Origin of the sequence: Aquibium microcysteis, from assembly GCF_014495845.1 — a bacterium.
In the GTDB taxonomy this organism is placed as follows: domain Bacteria; phylum Pseudomonadota; class Alphaproteobacteria; order Rhizobiales; family Rhizobiaceae; genus Aquibium; species Aquibium microcysteis.
Genome location: NZ_CP061080.1, coordinates 2,550,933 through 2,565,544 on the forward strand (window position 1 = coordinate 2,550,933; position 14,612 = coordinate 2,565,544).

The window sequence follows — 14,612 nt, forward strand, 5'->3', positions numbered from 1 at the left end:
CGCCGTACCCGAAAAATGCCGGCCGCCGGTCAGCCGGGGGCTTCCGCTTTCGCCACCACCCGCTTCACCTGGACGAAGCTGTCGGGGCTGACCGAGATCGAACTGATGCCGCACTCGACCAGGAAGCCGGCGAAATCGGGATGATCGCTCGGCGCCTGTCCGCAGAGGCCGATTTTCGCGCCCGCCTTCCGCGCCGCGGCGATGACGTTGGAGATCATCCACTTCACCGCCGGATCCTGCTCGTCGAACAGGTCGGCAAGCTCTCCCGAATCCCGGTCGACGCCCAGCGTCAGCTGCGTCAGGTCGTTGGAGCCGATCGAAAACCCGTCGAAGCGCCTCGCGAACTCCGCCGCCAGCACGACGTTGGACGGGATCTCGCACATGACGTAGACCTCCAGACCGTTCACGCCGCGCTTCAGCCCGTTCCCGGCCATGACGTCGAGCACCTTGTCGGCTTCGATCGTCGAACGGCAGAACGGGATCATGACGACGACGTTGTCGAAGCCCATGTCCTCGCGCAGCCGCCTGATCGCCCGGCATTCCAGCGCGAAGCCGTCCCGGTAGCGCGGCGAGTAGTAGCGCGCCGCGCCCCGGAAGCCGATCATCGGGTTCTCCTCGGCCGGCTCGAACTGCGCCCCGCCGAGAAGCCCGGCATATTCGTTGGTCTTGAAATCGCTCATCCGCACGATCACCGGCCGCGGATGGAGTGCCGCGGCGATACGGGCGAGCCCGCGCGACAGACGGTCGACGAAGTACTCCGTCTTGTCGACGTATCCCGCCGTCAGCCGCTCGATCTCGACCCGGGCCGTCTCGTCGCGCAGTTCCTCGAAGCGCACCAGCGCCATCGGGTGGACGCGGATGTGGTTGGAGACGACGAACTCCATCCGCGCCAGCCCGACCCCATCCGCGGGCAGGCGCCACCAGCGGAACGCCGCGGCCGGATTGGCGAGGTTGAGCATGAGCTTCGTCCGCGTCTCCGGCAGGTCGTCGATCCGGATCGTCTCGGCGGTGATCCCGGCCGTACCCTCCAGCACGAAGCCCTCGTCCCCGTCGGCGCACGAGACCGTCACGTCCTGCTCGTCATGCAGCACCTGCGTGGCATTGCCGGTGCCGACGATGGCCGGCAGGCCGAGTTCGCGGCTGACGATGGCGGCATGCGACGTGCGCCCGCCATGGTCGGTGACGATCGCCGCCGCCCGCTTCATGATCGGCACCCAGTCGGGATCGGTCGTCCCGGTCACCAGCACCGCCCCGTCGACGAAGCGGTCGATGTCGCGCGCGTTCTCGATGATGCAGACGCGGCCGGCGACCGCCGCGCTGCCGATCGCGAGACCCTTTGCGAGCGTCCTGCCCCTGCCCGTGAGGCTGTAGGATTTGAGCGACCCGGCCCCGGCGCGCGACTGCACCGTTTCCGGCCGCGCCTGGACGATGAACATCTCGCCGGTCTCGCCGTCGCGGGCCCATTCCATGTCCATCGGGCAGCCATAATGCGCCTCGATCGTCACCGCCCAGCGCGCGAGCGTCAGGATCTCCTCGTCCGACAGCACGAAGCGCGCGCGCTCGTCCTTCGACGTCGGCACGTTGCGCGTCGGCTGCGCGCCGTCGGCATAGATCATCTTGCGCGTCTTCTCGCCGAGCGCCTTGTGGACGATCGGCTTCAGCGCGGGGTTGGTCAGCAGCGGCTTGAACACCTGGTACTCGTCGGGATCGACCGCGCCCTGCACGACGTTCTCGCCGAGCCCCCAGGCCGCATCGATCACCACCACGTCCGGAAACCCCGTCTCCGTGTCGATCGAGAACATCACGCCCGCCCCGCCGAGATCGGACCGCACCATCTGCTGCACGCCCACCGACAGCGCCACCGCCATGTGGTCGAAGCCCTTCGCGATCCGGTAGCTGATCGCCCGGTCGGTGAACAGCGAGGCATAGCAGCGCCGGCAGGCGTCGAGCAGCGCGTCGGCCCCGCGGATGTTGAGGAAGGTCTCCTGCTGGCCGGCGAAGCTCGCATCCGGCAGGTCTTCGGCCGTGGCGCTCGACCGCACCGCCACGTCCACGTCAGGCTTGCCGGTGCGGAGGCAGAGCGCCGCGTAGGCTGCGCGGATCGCGGCCTCCGTCTCCGGCGGCCACGCGCCCGACAGGATCAGCGCCCGCACCGCCTCCCCCGTCTGTGCCAGCGCGACCCTGCCGGCCGCCAGATCGGCCAGCCGCGTACGGATGGTCTCCTCGAAACCATTGGCCGCGATGAAGTCGCGATAGGCCTGCGCGGTGGTGGCGAAACCGGGCGGCACGCGGATCCCCCGCGGCACGAGCGTGGCGATCATTTCGCCGAGCGAGGCGTTCTTGCCGCCGACGCGCCCGACGTCGCCGCGCCCGATGGTCTCGAATCCGACCACCGACACCGCGCCTCTCGTGCTTCCGTTGGATCCGTCCAGGGTCATGATGCTCCTCCGCGCGGCCCGTCGCCGATCCGCGCAGACAAGCCCGGCCGGCGGCGAAGGTCATTGATTCCCGTCAACTGCTGCAACCCCCGGCTTTGACCGGGATCAAGGTGGCCGCGCCCGCCATTGCCTAGCAGGGGCAGGCGGGGACGTGGCGGCGTGCGCCGGCCCACCCGACGGATCGAGAAGGGAGAACGACCATGAAGGCCGGAGACATCATGACGGCGGGCGCTGCCACCATCGGTGCGGAGGCGAGCGTGGCCGATGCGGCCAGGATGATGGTGCAGCATCGTGTCAGCGGCCTTCCTGTCGTGGATGCCGACGGAGGGCTGGTCGGCATGGTCAGCGAGCGCGATCTCCTGCGCCGTGCCGAACTCGGCACCGAAAAGCACCGCCCGCGCTGGTTCGACCTGTGGGTGACGCCGGGCGACGCCGCCGACGACTACGTCCATGCCCACGGGCGCACCGTGCGCGACGTGATGAGCCCGCAGGCCGTTTCGGTTTCGGCCGAAACGCCGCTGGAAGAGGTGGTCACGATCATGGAGAAGCGCGGCTTCAAGCGCCTGCCCGTCCTGCGCGACGGCCGGATCGTCGGCATCGTCAGCCGCGCCAACTTCCTGGTGGCGCTGACCCACCGTCTCACGGACGAGCCGGCGCCCGCCGCCGACGACATCGCCGTGCGGCGCACGATCCTGGACGAGATCGAGGATCAGATCTGGAGCGGCAGTGCCATGGTCGACGTCGAAGTGACCGCGGGCAAGGTGGTGCTGCGCGGTACGGTCACCGACGATCGCGTCCGTCGCGCCGTGGTGGTGGCGGCGCAGACCGCGGCCGGCGCCCGGCCGGTGACGGAAAACCTCACCGTCGTGGCCTTCGCGCCGACCGGCGTCTGAGCGGCGGAGGGGATCCGCGCCCGCGGGATTCCATGGGCCGCGCCGCCCGGCGTCCGCATCAGGCGAAAAGGCGACGGACCGTCGGCGGACCAGCCACCGGCGGCCGGAACCGAAGGCTGGCCATCCCCGAAAACACCTCCCTTCGCGCTTGACAGCGCGCGCGGCCGCCCACTATATCCGCCCAGCCTCGGCGCAAGCCGGCGCGGCGCCCCGCCTCGCGGCGTCGCCTCGAAGGGGCGGAGTAGCTCAGTTGGTTAGAGCAGAGGAATCATAATCCTTGTGTCGGGGGTTCGAATCCCTCCTCCGCTACCACTTCCGGACCGGTTTTCCACCTCATTGAAATCAATGGCTTGCACGCGAAGCGGGTTCGTGGGAACCCGCTTGTGGCCAGGCTCGTGTCACAATGCGGAGCCACTGGTTACAGGGTTGCGCTGGCGTGAACTATCTCACCCGTCGCACCGGTCGCCGTTGCCTGCAGTTGCGTCTTTCACCATCGCTGGCAACGCTGTTCGATCTGACGGTCCTTCCACGGACTGAGGCGGGGCTCCGGTTTCGATGCGATGCCGCCGAGGTCGCTGCCTACTGCGTTTGCAGGCGGCGTTCCTTGTCGCCGTCCGCGGTGAGTTGCAGCAGCGCGGCGAGCGTTCCCGCGACGATCAGGCTTATCCAGCCGACCGAGCCGGCGCGTTCCGCGATCGCATCCAGGCTCACGCTGCGCAGCCCATGCTCGTAGAACAGAGCTTCCGCCGCGCCGATGATGCGGGATCGAGTTGTCTCTCCCATCCGCCGTTCGTCCTCTTGACGGGTTGAAGCAAAGTCGATCCGCAACCGGAACGTCCGATGCACGCGTCCCTTGAGACCCTGTGACACAGTGTCCGAGCAAGAACCGACAGCCCTCCTGATTTGTACGCCTCCTCGCGACCTTTGCCAGTTCACCGTCCCGGCGTTTCACCGGGAGGTCATCATCGCGTGGACCACCTCACCCGGGACTCGCGTCCGGAACGGCCGACCGGCAGGCGCGCAAGTCTCCACGGCCGCCCCCGCGCCCTTTTTCTGCATCGAGGCGTCTGGACGTTCCGCATGACGATGCAAGCAGGCTCCTTCGGTCGGGCCGGACCCCATGGGTCGCGCCGGCCGCGCCAGGCATTCAGCTCGGCTGCCCGCTAGGTCCGGACCAGCAACGCGCCGTCATTGGCGCCGATGAAGAGGTCGAGGAACGTGCGAGGCAGCGATTCGAAGCCTTCGCGCATATCGGTGCGGTAGATGAGCTTGCCTTCGTCCCGCCAGCGCTTCAGCTCGGCCAGAGCCGCATCGGCGTCATGGGCATAGTCGCCCATCACGAAACCCTGGATGCGCACGCGCCAGTAGACCAGTTTCATCATGTCGCGCGGACCGGGAGCCGGCTTGTCCGTGTCGTAGGCCGCCACCTGTCCGCATACCGCGATGCGCGCGTGAACGGCGACGTTCTCCATCACCGCCTGGAGGATGTCGCCGCCGACATTGTCGTAGAAGACGTCGACGCCCTTGGGGCAGAGTTCGCCCAGCCGCTTCGATACGTCCTCGCTCTTGTAGTCGATCGCGCCATCGAGCTTGAGTTCGGTCAGCAGCCGGGAGCACTTGTCGGCGCCGCCTGCAATGCCGATGACACGGCAGCCGACATTCCGCGCGACCTGCGCGGCGACGGAGCCGGTCGAGCCGGCCGCCCCCGAAACCACGACGGTTTCGCCCGGCTTCGGCTGGCCGACCCTCAACATTCCGAAATAGGCGGTCAGGGCGTTGAGGCCGAAGATCCCCAGCGCATCCTCGATCGGGGAATCGTCGGGGATGCGAAGCACCGGCGTGGGCGACTGATCGGGTCGCACGAGGCAGAAGTCCTGCCAGTGCATGACCGCCGCGATCTTGGATCCGACCGGGTGGCGGGGGTGACGCGACTTCTCGACGATACCGGCGCTGACGCCGATGATCGGTTCGCCGATGCCGATGGAGGCGCGGTAGCTCCGGCCCGGCTCGTTCATCCAGTTCCGCATGGTCGGCGCACAGGAGAAGACCTTGGTCCGCACCAGGACCTCGCCTTCGGCGAGTTCCGGTGGCGCATATGGCTGCGAATCGAATGCGAAGTCGCTCTCGGCGGCGCGTCCCTGCGGACGCCGCGCCAGAAGCCAGCGACGATTGGTTTCGCTCATGATTGTCCCCTCTCCTGCTTTGCTTCGGCCGGCCGCCAGTTTGGCAGTACGCGACCTTCGCCGATGGACTCGAACCATACCTGCATGGCTTGTCCGGCATTCAGTTCCGGCGCGCCCGGCAGCGATCCGGTGAGCCGCACGTCCGGCGCATCGTCGAGCGCCACGATGACGACCGTATAGGGGACCGGCCAGGCGGGGTGTACGCCGTGCATCACCGTCGTCCAGCTGTACAGCGTGCCGGTGCCCTCCGACTCGCGCCATTCGGTTTCGGTGCTGCCGCAGTACCGGCAGGACGCCATGGGCACGTGGTTGCCGCGCCCGCAGGCATTGCAGCGCCTGTAGACGAGGCGACCTTCGCGGGCCGCGGCGAAGAACGGACCCGTGTCGCGGTCCCACTCGGCCGGGTGCAGGCGTTCGCTCATGCCGCCCTCGCCAGCACAAGGGCGCTGCTCATCCCCACGGGCCCGCTCGTCACCAGGCAGGTCTGCGCGTCCGCCTTCTGCACGCTCGCCGTGCCGCGTATCTGGCGGACGCCTTCGACGATGTGGTTCAGTCCGTGGATGTAGCCGCCCGACATGTTGCCGCCATCCGTATTGATCGGCATCCGCCCGGTCGCCGAAACCGCGCCGGACTCGACCATCGGCCCCGCTTCGCCGGCCGCGCAGAAGCCGTAGGCCTCCAGTTGCAGCAGGATCGTGATGGTGAAGCAGTCATAGATCTGCGCGACGTCGATCTCGCGGGGCCCCAGCCCCGCGCGGCTCCAGAGCTGGCGCGCCACATTCGATGCCGCGACCTCGGTGGGTTCCGTCCAGGTGATGGATGGGAACATCATGCCGCCGCTCATGCCGGAAGCGCCGGCCTGCGCGGTTGCCCGCACCAGAGCCGGCGGCTGCCGCAGGTCCCGCGCACGCTCGGACGAGGTGACGACGACGGCGGCGGCGCCGTCCGTTTCGAGGCAGCAATCGAACAGCCGCAGCGGCGTCGATATCATGCGCGAGGCCAGATACTGGTCCATGTCGAGCGGCTTGCCGAACATCTGCGCGTGGGGTGTTCTGTTCGCATTGTTCCGGCACAGGATCGCGGTCGCGCCGAACTGCGCGTCGGTCGTCCCGTAGAGCGACCGGTGGCGCTGCGCGATCAGCGCGAAGCTCTGCGGGGCGGTCAGCAATCCGTAGGGCGTGAAGAACTCGTCATAGCTGCCAAGCCCGCCGGCCTCGGTGCGCGGCGCGATGGCCGCGCCGAGTCGTCCCTGCGAGCGTCCGTTCAACGACCGGTAGACGAGGACATGCCGGGCCTGACCGGACATGATGGCCGCCGCCGCCGTGCCGACCATCGCCGCCGGCGCGCCGCCACCCACACCGACATCCGCGCAGAATCCCACATCCTTCAGGGCAAGCGCAGCGATGATGGCGGCTGGACGCGTATTGTCCATGTCGCATCTCACGATGCCGTCGATATCCCCGGGCGCGAGCCCCGCGTCGGCAACCGCTGCGCGAGCCGCTTCGGCCGCCAGCGTCAGTTCGCTTCGGCCTGAATCGCGCGAAAATTCCGTGTGGCCGATGCCCGCGATCGCACAGCGATCGCGAAATGGCGCGTAATCTCTTCCGTTCATCGTCTGTCGTTCTCTGGCGGGTCGCGCTCGACCCAACGCGGGCAGAATGGGCTCGTCCGGGCAAACCCATAACCCAGCAATGAGGCTAGGTTGACCTATTTATGATCATGAATAGCCTTGTCCACACACCCTGATCGAGGATGGACGATGCCCGACGACGCTTTCGACTTCACTGGCCGCACCGTGGTGATCACGGGCGCCAGCCGTGGCCTGGGACGCGCAATGGCGCTCGGCTTCGCCGCACGCGGCGCCGATATCGTCGTCTCGAGCCGCAAGGCCGACGCCTGCGTGCAGGTGGTCGCGGAGATCGGGGCGCTCGGGGGACGGGCAGTGGCCGTGCCTTGCCACGTCGGCGAATGGGACAGCCTCGCCGGACTCGTCGAGGGAGCCCTTTCCGCCTTCGGCCGCATCGACACCCTCGTCAACAATGCGGGCATCGCTCCGACGGTCCGGAGTTCGGCAGACATGACCGAAGCGTTGTTCGACAAGACGTTCGCCGTGAACACCAAGGGTCCTTTCCGGCTTTCCGCGCTCGCATTTCCTCACCTCGCGCGCACCGGGGGTTCGATCATCAACGTGACCAGCATCGCGGCCCTCCGGCCCGACCCTGCCTATCCCGTCTATGCGGCGGCCAAGGGCGCGACCAACATCCTCACGCGCTCGCTGGCCATGGAATTCGGACCGGACGTGCGCGTCAACGCCATCATGGCCGGCCCGTTCTGGACCGACATCTCGAAGAGCTGGCGCGAGGACTACGACGCCAACGCGCCCTCCGCGGTGCGCCGGATGGGGCGTCCGGAGGAAGTCGTGACGACCGCGCTTTACCTCGCCTCCGCCCAGTCGAGCTATGTCACGGGCACGATCGTCCGCGTGGATGGCGGCATAGTGGTGTGACGGGAGGGGAACGATGAGCATGAAGCCAGGAAGCCGGTGGAAGAGCCGGGTCTGCGACGCGGAGGCGGTGGTCGTGCGGCCCGCCCGCGCCGGCGGACTGCCGCAATGCGGGGGCGTCGACATGGCGCCGCTCGGCGAACCGGCCGAGACCGCCGAGCTGCGTCCAGGTTTCGACGGCGGCTGCATCGTGGGCAAGCGCTATCGCGACGAAGCGGTCGGCATCGAGCTGCTGTGCACGAAGGCGGGAGCAGGCTCGCTCGGCTTTGGCGACACGCGGCTCGCCATGGTCGAGGCCAAGCAGCTGCCGTCCTCGGACTGACCCGATGCGGCTGCCCCTGATACTCGACCTCGCCGCCGACACGTTCGGGGATCGCATTGCGATCGACGGTGACGGCGGCCGGCTGACGGTCGGCGATCTCCGGTCGGCGTCACGCGGTCTTGCAGAGATGCTTGCCCGCCGCCCGATCTCGGCCGTCGGCTATCTGGGCGTCAACGGTCCATCGCTGCCGGTCGCGCTGTTTGGCGCCGCGATCGCGGGCATCCCCTTCACGCCGCTGAACTACCGCCTTAGCGATGACGCGCTGCGGCGGCTGGCGGCCCGGCTTGCGCCGGCGCTGATCGTGGCCGATGCCGACATGGCGCCCAGGCTGCGGGGCATCCAGGGCATCGACCTGTGGCAGTCGGCATCGCTGTGCGAACTGGGAAGTTCCGAATACACCGGCGTCGAAGGCTCCGAAACCGCCGTAAAGCTCTTTACCAGCGGCACCACCGGGGAACCGAAGGCGGCGCTGCTCTCCCATGCGAACCTGACCGCCTATGTCTTCCAGAGCGTGGACTTCGCAAGCGCGGGCGAGGACGAGGCGGCGTTGCTCAGCGTGCCGCCCTATCACATCGCGGGGATCTCGGCGCTCATCACCTCGCTCTATTCCGGACGGCGGAACGTGCAACTCTCAGCCTTTGAAGAGCAAGCCTGGGTGGATGCCGCGAAACGCCATCGGGTGACGCACGCGATGCTGGTGCCCACCATGCTCGGACGGATCCTCGACGTGATCGAGGACCAGTCCGCCGCGCCGGCTCGTCTGCGGGCGATCGCCTATGGCGGCGGCCGCATGCCGAGACCCGTGATCGAGCGCGCCCTCCGGCTGCTGCCCGGCGTTTCCTTCACCAACGCCTACGGCCTGACCGAGACCAGTTCCACCATCTGCGTGCTCGGTCCCGACGATCACGACGCCGCTCGTTCCGGCGATCCGGCCGCCGTGCGCAGGCTCGACTCCGTCGGACGTCCGCTGCCCGGGATCGAGATCGAAATTCGCGATGCGGATGGGAGCGCCTGCGCGACGGGTATCGCGGGCGAGGTGTTCGTGCGCGGCGATCAGGTGTCGGGCCGCTACGCCGAGCAGGGCGAGACGAAGGCAAGCGGCTGGTTCGCCACGCGTGATCGTGGCTGGCTGGACACGGACGGCTGTCTCTACCTCGACGGTCGTCTGGACGACGTGATCGTGCGTGGCGGCGAGAACATCTCACCCGGCGAAATCGAGGATGCGCTCCGCCGCCACCCCGCCATCGCGGACGCTGCGGTGGTCGGCGCGCCCGATTCGAGGTGGGGCGAACGGATTGCCGCCTTCGTTGCGCTTCGCGACGGCGCAAGCGCGACCGAGACCCAGCTGCGCGATCACGTTCGAGGCATCCTGCGAAGCACGAAGGTTCCGGAAGACATCCATTTCCGCGACGGACTCCCCTACAACGAAGCAGGAAAGCTCCTCCGAAGGATCTTGCGCGATGAGCTTTCGCATCGCTGATCTCGGGAGCTTGAGCGAAGCGCCGAAGACGTTCGTCGACATCGACGGCGCCCTTCCCGCCATCGATCCCGCCGGATTCGACCTTCTCCTGACGAACGTGCCGGAGGCGCCCGCGCCCTGGGTGAGCGTTCGGGATCTTCAGCAGGCGCAGCAACGCGTGAGCCGCGCCGTTTCGCGCAATCCGCTCGCGGCGACGATGGTGCTCGGACTGCTCAGACAGTCCGGGCACCTCCCGCTCGAAGCTGCCCTGGCCATGGAATCTCTGGCCTATTCTTCCTTGCTGGGCGGCGACGAGTTTCGCCGCTGGCTGGCGCTCCGTCCTCCGCAGCCGATCCGCGCCACGCCCGCGGAGCCTCTGGAATATGCGCGTGCCGGCGACGCCGTCATTCTCACCATGGTCGACCCCGTTTCTCGCAACGCCTACTCGGCCGTCATGCGCGACGCCTTGGCCGAAGCCCTGGACGCCTGCCTCGACGATGCGTCGCTGGCATCCGTCGAACTCCGCGGCGATCCGCGCGTGTTCTGCTCGGGCGGGCAACTCTCGGAGTTCGGGACGGCACGGGACCTCGTCCAGGCTCACCTGATCCGCACCACGCAATCGGCAACCGCCCGTCTTCTCCGGTTGGGATCTTGTTCCCGCGCGACGGTCGAAGGCGCGGCGGTGGGGTCGGGGGCGGAGATTTCCGCCGCGGTTCATCGTCTCGTCGCAGGCCCGCGCGCGTGGTTCCAGCTGCCGGAACTGGCCATGGGCCTGATCCCGGGCGCGGGCGGCACGGTGTCGATCCCGCGCCGGATCGGCCGCCACCGCGCCGCCTGGCTGATGCTGACCGGCGCGCGCCTCCCGGCCCGCCGGGCGCTGGCCTGGGGTCTCGTCGACGCGATGGCGCCGGAATGAGCGCGTCGGACCGCGCCGAAGAGCGGCTGGCCGAGGACGTGGCCTGCTGGTCGAGGGCGGCAGGCTGTCCGGTCGAGCCGCGGCCCGGGATCCTGCACGAACGCGCGGCCTTGCTCGGCCTTCCGGAACCGGGACGCGTCTCGCGCAACGGGTCCTGCCGCATCGTCAGGGCGCGGGACGGCTGGCTGGCGGTCAACCTGCCGCGCCCCGAGGACCGCGCGATGACGCCGGCGCTGCTGGAGGAGGAAACCGAAGACGCATGGGCAGCGATCGAAGCGGCACTTCCGCAGCGAAGCGTCGCCGGGACGCTTGCACGCGCCCGCTTGCTCGGCCTCGCCGTGACCGCCTTGGGCGAGACGTCGGCGCCGCCTGCCGCGCGGGCGGAAGCGGGCGACGCAAGGCCGTGGATGCGGCCCCCCCGCGTCGTCGATCTCTCCGCGCTCTGGGCCGGTCCCCTGTGCGGAGGCCTGCTTGCCGAGGCGGGCTGCGACGTTCTCAAGGTCGAAAGCCGGCGGCGGCCGGACACGACCGCCGGTCGCTCCCCCGTCTTCGACGCGCTGCTGAACGGCGGCAAGCGCCGCTGGGTCATGGATGGCGACGACCCCGGAGACCGTGCACGCCTCGCCGATCTGATCGGGCGTGCCGACGTGGTGATCACCAGCGCAAGGCCGCGTTCCCTGACATGGCTGCCGGATCTGCTTCGGCGAACGTGCTGCTGGATCGCGATCCAGGCCCATCGCGACGGAGACCGCATCGGCTTCGGCGACGATTGCGCCGTCGCCGGCGGCCTCGTCGCCTTTGCTCAAGGCGCGCCGCACTTCCTCGGCGACGCGGTCGCCGATCCGCTCACCGGGCTGACGGCTGCCGCGGTGGCCTTCCGCGCGCTCGCGCTGCGGGAGGGCGGCCGCCATCCGGTCGAACTCGCGACGGTCGCAGCACGAGCCGCCCATGGCTGATCTTCTGCTCTTCAACGCCAGAGACAGTCACGGGCGCCGGATCGAAGCCGCGGTGGCGGATGGCCGGGTGTGGCTCCAGGGCCGCCCCTCGGCCGCAGCGGAACGCATCGACTGTGGCGGCGGACGGCTGATGCCGGGGCTTTGCGACCATCACATCCACCTGATGGCGAGCGCGGCGGCCCTGTCGTCGCTGGACGTTTCGGGACTTGGCGACGACGCGTTCGCCGAACGCCTGGGCCACGCCGCCCGCCAGGGCCCGGTGCGCGCGATCGGAGCCGACAATGCCGACCGGCTCGACGCCGACGCGCTCGATCGGATCGCCGGATCGGTCCCGGTGCGCGTTCAGGCACGGACAGGCGGGCTCTGGGTGCTGAACAGCGCAGCGCTCGACCAGCTGGAGCACCGCACCCTGCCGGACGCCTTCGAGCGCGACCGGAACGGCAGGCCCACGGGACGGGTGTGGCGCGGCGACGCGTTTCTCCGCCACACGGAATCGGAACCACCCGACCTTGCGGCGCTCGGAAGTTCCCTTGCAGGATGGGGCGTGACCGCGCTGACCGATGCCAGCGTGACGACAGACGACAGGCAGGCGGACATCCTCGCTTCGTCGGGTCTGCCGCAGCGCCTGAACCTGATGAGCGGCGGCAGCCTGCGCAGCGACCCGCGCTGGACCGTGAGCGCCCGGAAGATCGTTCTGGACGACCGCGCCCTGCCTGCGATCGGCGAAGTCGCCGACCGGATTGGGCAGGCGCGGGTCGAGGGACGTCCGGCAGCGATTCACGCGGTGACTTACGCTGAACTCGCGGTCGCGCTCGCGGCGTACGAATCGGTCGGCGCGCATGCAGGCGACAGGATCGAGCATGGCGCCATGATTCCTGTTGAGGCGATTCCGATCGTCGCGGCTCTCGGTCTCACCGTGGTGTCCAATCCGGGCTTCGTCGCCGTGCATGGAGACCGCTACATTCGGGAGGTTCCGGAGGGCGACCATTGCGATCTCTACCGGCTGGAAAGCCTGCGCCGCGTCGGGATCCCTCTCGCTGCCGGCTCCGATTCGCCCTACGGTCCGCTCAATCCCTGGGCCATCATGCGCGCCGCCAGCGATCGCCGCACCGCGGCTGGCCGGCAGCTCGGCGGAACGGAAGCGCTCCATCCCGAACATGCGCTCGGGTTGCACTGCCCCGCGCCCGACCTTCGGGATGGCGACGAAGCCGACCTCGTGGTCCTCGCCCCCGGAGCGCAGCCCGGACTTGACCTCGACCCCGTCGCAATGACGATGATCGCGGGGCGTCTCGTCCACCGACGATCGGCGCCGGGTGGCACTCGCCCTGGAGAACCGCAATGAAATCGCCTCCTGCGAAACGCCGGCGTCGATCGGCCTCACGCGCCCATCCTGCCCAGCGCGCGCCGAAGCGGGCGGAAAAGGTGGCGCTGCAGATCATCCAGGACATCGTCACCGAACGGAAGCGGGAGGGCGACAAGCTGCCGAACGAAGTCGAGATGCTCGGGAAGTACGCGGTGAGCCGCTCGTCGCTGCGCGAAGCTCTGCGTCTTCTCGAGGTCCAGGGCCTCGTCACCATCCGGTCAGGGCCTGGCAGCGGCACCGAAGTGGGGCGCATCAACCCCGCCAATCTGGCCGGCACGCTCGCGCTCTACCTGATGATGGACCGCGCCGAGATGGAGCAACTGCTCGACGCCTGGGGCATGGTGGAGCCGCTTCTGGCCGATCTGGCCGCGCGCAACGCGGATCGGGATTATGTCCGCGCGCTCATGGAACCCTTCGCGAGCGGCGCAGCCGAAGGCGAGCGCGCGATGCAGACGGGCCTCGACTTTCACGACGCCATCGCCGAACTGTCCGGCAATCCCGTGCTGGGCCTGGTTCTGGGGGCCGTCGGCGCCCTCGTGACGGAACAGGTGCGCCTGCGCACCAGCAGTTTCGAACTCAGCGACGCCACGGTTCACGCCCACGAGGCGATCGCCAGGGCCGTCATCGCGGGCGACGGCCCTGCCGCGGCCGAGGCGATGCGCGATCATCTCGACGAGGTCAGGGCGGAGCTGCGCGCTGCCATGCCCGACATCGGCGGCGCGCTGCGGCCGCCGGGTCAGGCGCTGTAGCCGCCATCCGCACCGATGATCTGGCCGCTGATGTCGGCCGCGACCGGCGTCGTCAGGAACGCGGTGAGCGCTGCGATCGTTTGCGGGTTGTTCAGGCGAGGAAGCGGCGTGTCGGCGATGAAGGTCTCGATCAGCCGCCGCTTGTGCGGCGGAAGCGATGCGACATCGGCCAGCTTGTCTGTATCGACGACGCCCGGCGCGATGCCGTTGACCCGCACGTTGAGCGGCCCGGCATCGCGGGCGAGCTGGCGGATCATGCCGGCCACCGCGGTCTTCGAGATGCTCGACAGACCGTCGAGCACGGCGGTCCGCATCACGGCTGCAGTCAGGAATACCACGATCGCCCCGCCGCCCCGCGCGGCCAGGAGACGCGTCGCGGCCTTCATGATGTGGAACGTACCGAAGACGTCGATCTCGACGATGCGGCGGAAGTCGGCCTCGTCGGCTTCATGGAACGGCACCACCGGGAACGGCGCGCCGTTGGCCGATACGACCGCGGAGAGACCGTAAGCGCGATCGGCGTCCGAGAGAAAGCTCTCCACCGCGGCCGCGTCGCGCACGTCGACCTGCACGGCCCGCACGTGGCGGCCCTCGCTCCCGAGCTCCTCCGCCAGCCTGTGGGATTCCGCGCCCTTGGAATGGTAGGCGAAATGGACCGGACCGATGGCCGCGAGGTGGCGAACCACTTCCGCGCCCAGCCGTCCGCTACCACCGAAGACTGCGACGCCACTCATGCGCATTTCCCATCATGCTGCCCGCGAGGCGTTGACCGCCCCGGCAATGGTCGGGGTATGTCACGCCTTCCGTGACGGCTCACCTCGCCTTTGTCA

At 68.9% G+C, this 14,612-nt stretch carries 14 protein-coding genes and 1 tRNA gene; 9 read left to right on the plus strand and 6 right to left on the minus strand.

The genetic code is table 11. The features are described from left to right. Positions 1-29 precede the first annotated feature (29 nt). Complete coding sequence (ppsA, locus tag IAI54_RS11875) at positions 30-2,438, minus strand: phosphoenolpyruvate synthase (protein WP_187972532.1); 2,409 nt, start codon at positions 2,436-2,438, stop codon at positions 30-32. Between the two features lie 200 nt (positions 2,439-2,638). Between ppsA and IAI54_RS11880 the strand changes: the two genes are divergently transcribed. Both IAI54_RS11880 and IAI54_RS11885 read left to right on the plus strand, forming a co-directional pair. After that, positions 2,639-3,331, plus strand: coding sequence for a CBS domain-containing protein (locus IAI54_RS11880; RefSeq protein WP_187972533.1), 693 nt, complete (start codon positions 2,639-2,641; stop codon positions 3,329-3,331). 235 nt (positions 3,332-3,566) lie between these two features. After that, positions 3,567-3,643 (plus strand) — tRNA-Met (locus IAI54_RS11885). 267 nt (positions 3,644-3,910) lie between these two features. Here the strand turns inward: IAI54_RS11885 and IAI54_RS29295 are convergent. From IAI54_RS29295 to IAI54_RS11905, 4 genes are all read right to left on the minus strand, one after another. After that, on the minus strand, positions 3,911-4,159 hold the full coding sequence (locus IAI54_RS29295; protein ID WP_420838278.1) for a TetR family transcriptional regulator: 249 nt from the start codon (positions 4,157-4,159) through the stop codon (positions 3,911-3,913). Between the two features lie 335 nt (positions 4,160-4,494). Next, entirely contained in the window at positions 4,495-5,514 is a 1,020-nt protein-coding gene (locus IAI54_RS11895) for an NADP-dependent oxidoreductase (RefSeq protein WP_187972534.1), read from the minus strand. Further along, positions 5,511-5,936, minus strand: a complete 426-nt coding sequence (locus IAI54_RS11900; RefSeq protein ID WP_187972535.1) for a Zn-ribbon domain-containing OB-fold protein — start codon at positions 5,934-5,936, stop codon at positions 5,511-5,513. Before IAI54_RS11900 ends, IAI54_RS11895 begins: the two co-directional genes overlap by 4 nt. Next, the gene (locus tag IAI54_RS11905; protein WP_210321237.1) at positions 5,933-6,946 is read right to left on the minus strand and encodes a thiolase C-terminal domain-containing protein; all 1,014 of its coding nucleotides are present in this window, start codon (positions 6,944-6,946) and stop codon (positions 5,933-5,935) included. Before IAI54_RS11905 ends, IAI54_RS11900 begins: the two co-directional genes overlap by 4 nt. 327 nt (positions 6,947-7,273) lie before the next feature. Here IAI54_RS11905 and IAI54_RS11910 point away from each other — a divergent pair, with 327 nt between their 5' ends. Genes IAI54_RS11910 through IAI54_RS11940 form a run of 7 tightly spaced genes read left to right on the plus strand, consistent with a single transcriptional unit; the run spans position 7,274 to position 13,782 of the window. Continuing rightward, positions 7,274-8,020, plus strand: coding sequence for an SDR family NAD(P)-dependent oxidoreductase (locus tag IAI54_RS11910; protein ID WP_187972537.1), 747 nt, complete (start codon positions 7,274-7,276; stop codon positions 8,018-8,020). A 13-nt stretch (positions 8,021-8,033) separates the two neighbouring features. After that, positions 8,034-8,339, plus strand: coding sequence for a hypothetical protein (locus tag IAI54_RS11915; protein ID WP_187972538.1), 306 nt, complete (start codon positions 8,034-8,036; stop codon positions 8,337-8,339). Between the two features lie 4 nt (positions 8,340-8,343). Further along, a complete protein-coding gene (locus tag IAI54_RS11920) occupies positions 8,344-9,819 on the plus strand; it encodes a class I adenylate-forming enzyme family protein (protein WP_187972539.1) in 1,476 nt (491 codons plus the stop codon). Continuing rightward, on the plus strand, positions 9,800-10,714 hold the full coding sequence (locus IAI54_RS11925; protein WP_187972540.1) for an enoyl-CoA hydratase/isomerase family protein: 915 nt from the start codon (positions 9,800-9,802) through the stop codon (positions 10,712-10,714). The genes IAI54_RS11920 and IAI54_RS11925 overlap by 20 nt, the downstream gene beginning before the upstream one ends. Next, on the plus strand, positions 10,711-11,670 hold the full coding sequence (locus tag IAI54_RS11930) for a CoA transferase (RefSeq protein ID WP_187972541.1): 960 nt from the start codon (positions 10,711-10,713) through the stop codon (positions 11,668-11,670). Before IAI54_RS11925 ends, IAI54_RS11930 begins: the two co-directional genes overlap by 4 nt. Beyond that, entirely contained in the window at positions 11,663-13,012 is a 1,350-nt protein-coding gene (locus IAI54_RS11935; protein WP_187972542.1) for an amidohydrolase family protein, read from the plus strand. Before IAI54_RS11930 ends, IAI54_RS11935 begins: the two co-directional genes overlap by 8 nt. After that, positions 13,009-13,782, plus strand: a complete 774-nt coding sequence (locus IAI54_RS11940) for a FadR/GntR family transcriptional regulator (protein WP_187972543.1) — start codon at positions 13,009-13,011, stop codon at positions 13,780-13,782. The genes IAI54_RS11935 and IAI54_RS11940 overlap by 4 nt, the downstream gene beginning before the upstream one ends. Here the strand turns inward: IAI54_RS11940 and IAI54_RS11945 are convergent. Then, a complete protein-coding gene (locus tag IAI54_RS11945) occupies positions 13,770-14,516 on the minus strand; it encodes an SDR family NAD(P)-dependent oxidoreductase (RefSeq protein ID WP_187972544.1) in 747 nt (248 codons plus the stop codon). The genes IAI54_RS11940 and IAI54_RS11945 overlap by 13 nt on opposite strands. Positions 14,517-14,612: the final 96 nt, after the last annotated feature.

Coding starts and splice junctions, on each gene's coding strand:
- ppsA (WP_187972532.1), bottom strand. CDS start 2,438: ATGACCCTGGACGGATCCAACGGAAGCACGAGAGGCGCGGTGTCGGTG.
- IAI54_RS11880 (WP_187972533.1), top strand. CDS start 2,639: ATGAAGGCCGGAGACATCATGACGGCGGGCGCTGCCACCATCGGTGCG.
- IAI54_RS11895 (WP_187972534.1), bottom strand. CDS start 5,514: ATGAGCGAAACCAATCGTCGCTGGCTTCTGGCGCGGCGTCCGCAGGGA.
- IAI54_RS11900 (WP_187972535.1), bottom strand. CDS start 5,936: ATGAGCGAACGCCTGCACCCGGCCGAGTGGGACCGCGACACGGGTCCG.
- IAI54_RS11905 (WP_210321237.1), bottom strand. CDS start 6,946: ATGGACAATACGCGTCCAGCCGCCATCATCGCTGCGCTTGCCCTGAAG.
- IAI54_RS11910 (WP_187972537.1), top strand. CDS start 7,274: ATGCCCGACGACGCTTTCGACTTCACTGGCCGCACCGTGGTGATCACG.
- IAI54_RS11915 (WP_187972538.1), top strand. CDS start 8,034: ATGAGCATGAAGCCAGGAAGCCGGTGGAAGAGCCGGGTCTGCGACGCG.
- IAI54_RS11920 (WP_187972539.1), top strand. CDS start 8,344: ATGCGGCTGCCCCTGATACTCGACCTCGCCGCCGACACGTTCGGGGAT.
- IAI54_RS11925 (WP_187972540.1), top strand. CDS start 9,800: ATGAGCTTTCGCATCGCTGATCTCGGGAGCTTGAGCGAAGCGCCGAAG.
- IAI54_RS11930 (WP_187972541.1), top strand. CDS start 10,711: ATGAGCGCGTCGGACCGCGCCGAAGAGCGGCTGGCCGAGGACGTGGCC.
- IAI54_RS11935 (WP_187972542.1), top strand. CDS start 11,663: ATGGCTGATCTTCTGCTCTTCAACGCCAGAGACAGTCACGGGCGCCGG.
- IAI54_RS11940 (WP_187972543.1), top strand. CDS start 13,009: ATGAAATCGCCTCCTGCGAAACGCCGGCGTCGATCGGCCTCACGCGCC.
- IAI54_RS11945 (WP_187972544.1), bottom strand. CDS start 14,516: ATGAGTGGCGTCGCAGTCTTCGGTGGTAGCGGACGGCTGGGCGCGGAA.